This window comes from Bacteroides reticulotermitis JCM 10512 (assembly GCF_000517545.1).
In the GTDB taxonomy this organism is placed as follows: domain Bacteria; phylum Bacteroidota; class Bacteroidia; order Bacteroidales; family Bacteroidaceae; genus Bacteroides; species Bacteroides reticulotermitis.
In genome coordinates this window covers 1-3246 of record NZ_BAIV01000070.1, presented here as the reverse complement: position 1 = coordinate 3246, position 3246 = coordinate 1, and the positions used below count along the sequence as shown (strand labels likewise).

The 3246-nt window shown below is 42.0% G+C and carries 2 protein-coding genes and 1 pseudogene; all 3 read left to right on the top strand.

The window, feature by feature from the left end; genetic code table 11:
- Positions 1-663 precede the first annotated feature (663 nt).
- Positions 664-1677, top strand: coding sequence for a threonine aldolase family protein (locus JCM10512_RS20870; protein WP_044165858.1), 1014 nt, complete (start codon positions 664-666; stop codon positions 1675-1677).
- Positions 1678-1774: 97 nt separating this feature from the next.
- On the top strand, positions 1775-2977 hold the full coding sequence (locus tag JCM10512_RS20865; protein WP_044165859.1) for a BamA/TamA family outer membrane protein: 1203 nt from the start codon (positions 1775-1777) through the stop codon (positions 2975-2977).
- Positions 2964-3246, top strand: a pseudogene (locus JCM10512_RS20860) (hypothetical protein); the annotation flags it as partial. The gene JCM10512_RS20865 and the pseudogene JCM10512_RS20860, both read left to right, overlap by 14 nt.

Sequence of the window (3246 nt, the reverse complement as noted above, 5' to 3'; positions counted from 1 at the left end):
GTATCACCGCTTCGGAAATTAGTTTCATATAGAGGAGACAACTGTTTCATAGGCATGAGAATTTTGTTTCACCCTTATGAAACAGTTGTTTCATTGCGAAGAAACTTTTGTTTCATAGGCAAGAAACTCCTGAGAAAAAGGGAGGGATTGTAGCAATGTCTAGGTTCCGTTTACACGTTTGCATCTATTCTTGTTGATTCACTACGCTACTTTATTGAAAAGCTTCTGATTCACTCCACAGTCATTTCTTATTCATCCCGTTTGGGTTTACAGGAGAGATGGATTACATTGAATAGACTAATTAACCTGGAAAAGTAGCAATTCAAGCAGGGAAATAAATGTTATCTAAAAGATGACGCAAAATAAGTAGTTGATACACTGGTGGATATGCGAAAAAGTGACTAACTCACTATACCTATGTCATTTTGTTAACGATCGTATAAATGGGGTCAAAGTAGGCAGGTGAACTTAATCTCCTTGAGGGTAAGGCGAGCCATGCTAGTTTTGAAGCAGGTAGGTCTTTCGTGATAAAAGTAATGTAAGCTTATCCAATCGGCCTGAATTCATTCGTATTAAGTTTTCAAGCATAGATTATGGACGGCATAAGAAGATTTCCGGAAATAAATCTGTAGTTTTGCATTCCGATAAAAAATAAATTAAATCATGAGAAGTTTTGCATCCGACAATAATTCCGGAGTACATCCATTGATAATGGACGCGCTGAACCGGGCTAATCAAAATCATGCTTTGGGTTATGGCGATGATTCGTGGACCCAAGAAGCCGTGCGTAAGATAAAGGAAACGTTTACACCCGAGTGTGAGCCTTTGTTTGTGTTTAATGGTACAGGCAGCAATGTCGTGGCTTTGCAGTTGATGACTCGTCCGTATCACTCTATCTTCTGTGCGGAAACAGCTCATATTTATGTAGACGAATGTGGGTCTCCGGTGAAAATGACAAGTTGTCAGATACGACCAATTGCTACCACCGACGGTAAACTTACAGTAGATTTGATGAAGCCTTATCTGCATGGTTTTGGTGATCAGCATCATTCGCAGCCTAAAGCACTCTATCTGTCCCAATGTACGGAACTCGGAACCGTCTATACGGCCGAAGAGTTGAAACAGCTCACCGATTTTGCTCATTCATATGGAATGTATGTCCACATGGACGGTGCTAGAATAGCCAATGCCTGTGCCGCTTTGAACCTTTCGCTTAAAGAACTGACGGTAGATTGTGGGATCGACGTACTCACTCTAGGTGGAACGAAGAATGGCTTGATGATGGGAGAGTGCGTGGTTATATTCAATCAGGACTTGGTTGCTGAGGCCCGTTTCATTCGGAAGCAGTCCGCACAGTTGGCTTCTAAGATGCGTTACCTATCCTGTCAATTCACCGCTTATCTGACCGATGATCTATGGCTCAGCAATGCAGCGCATGCGAATAAAATGGCCGCTAAGTTGTACAATGCGCTGAAAGAAGTACCGGGTGTTTGCTTTACTCAGAAGGTAGAAAGCAATCAGCTATTTCTTACCATGCCCCGCGCTGAAATCGATTGCTTGTTGGAGAAGTATTATTTTTACTTCTGGAATGAGGAGAAAAATGAAATCCGTTTCGTTACTTCATTTGATACCACCGAGGAGGATGTAGAAGCGTTTATTGGAAATTTGAAACGTTAAAAGGGAGAAAAAAGAACAACAAAAGTACGATTCATTCTGTTATACTAAGAAGTAAAAACTAACTTTGTACCCAGAGTTTTTCTCCTTAGTACTTAATATGACCGAACAAGCGAAAAAGATAATATTAGTTGCGCTACTGTTTTCTACACAAACATTAATAGGCGCACAAACTGTACACACTACTGCGGAAGTTACAGTAGGTGACTCGATTATACCATCGGCGGTATCTTCCGATACGGCTTTTGTGAAACGTTCTTTCTTTAAGAAGTTTATCGATTACTTTAACGATGCCAATAAAGAAAAGAAGAATAAAAAGTTTGACTTTAGCATTATAGGAGGCCCTCATTACTCCAGCGATACTAAGTTAGGACTTGGGATGGTGGCTGCCGGACTGTATCATGCGGATGCCAAAGATTCTTTGTCGCCGCCGTCCAATATTTCGCTTTACGGTGATGTCTCTACCGTAGGATTCTATTTGTTGGGCGTGCGAGGAACACATCTGTTTCCGTACGAGAAATACCGCTTCAATTACAACCTGTATTTCTACTCATTTCCCAGCTATTATTGGGGAAGAGGGTACGAGAATGGAGCCAATAACGATAATAAAAGTGAGTATAAACGTTTTCAGGCACAGGTTAAGTTAGACTTTATGTTTCGGGTAGCCCGAAATTTCTATATCGGTCCTTTGGCTGTCTTTGATTATATTGATGGGCGTAATTTCGAGAAGCCCGAACTTTGGGAAGGGATGTCGGCGCGGACCACCAATGTGAGTACAGGTTTTTCGTTGCTTTACGACTCTCGCGACTTTTTGACGAATGCTTATCAAGGTTATTACTTGCGCGTGGATCAACGGTTCAGTCCGGCATTTCTGGGAAATGAGTATGCATTCAGCAGTACCGAACTGACCACCAGTTATTATCGCAGAGTTTGGAAGGGCGGTGTTTTAGCCGGACAATTCCATACCTTATTAAACTATGGGGAACCTCCCTGGGGATTAATGGCTACTCTAGGTAGCTCTTATTCCATGAGAGGATATTATGAGGGACGATATCGCGATAAGTGTGCGATGGATGCGCAACTCGAGCTCCGGCAACATGTCTGGAAGCGGAACGGTGTTGCCGCCTGGGTAGGTCTGGGGACGATCTTTCCGAAGTTTTCTGAGTTTGATGCCGGCCGTATTCTACCTAACTATGGGGTCGGTTATCGTTGGGAATTTAAGAAAAGGGTAAATGTACGTTTGGATTTAGGGTTTGGCAAGCACCAAACCGGATTTATATTTAATATCAATGAAGCTTTTTAAAGGAATTAAGAATTGGTTGGAGAATCAGGAACATCTGTTTTACCTGTTTCTTGTCGTTTTAATTGCACCCAATATCGCGCTCTGTTTTACAGAACCGTTGTCGGTTGTGGCTAAAGTTTGTAATGTCCTGTTGCCCCTGTCGGCCTATTATATGTTAATGACCCTATCGCGGAACTGTGGTAAAATGCTTTGGGCTTTATTTCTTTTCGTGTTTTTTGGCGCGTTTCAGATTGTATTGCTTTACCTGTTTGGACAATCCATTATAGCAG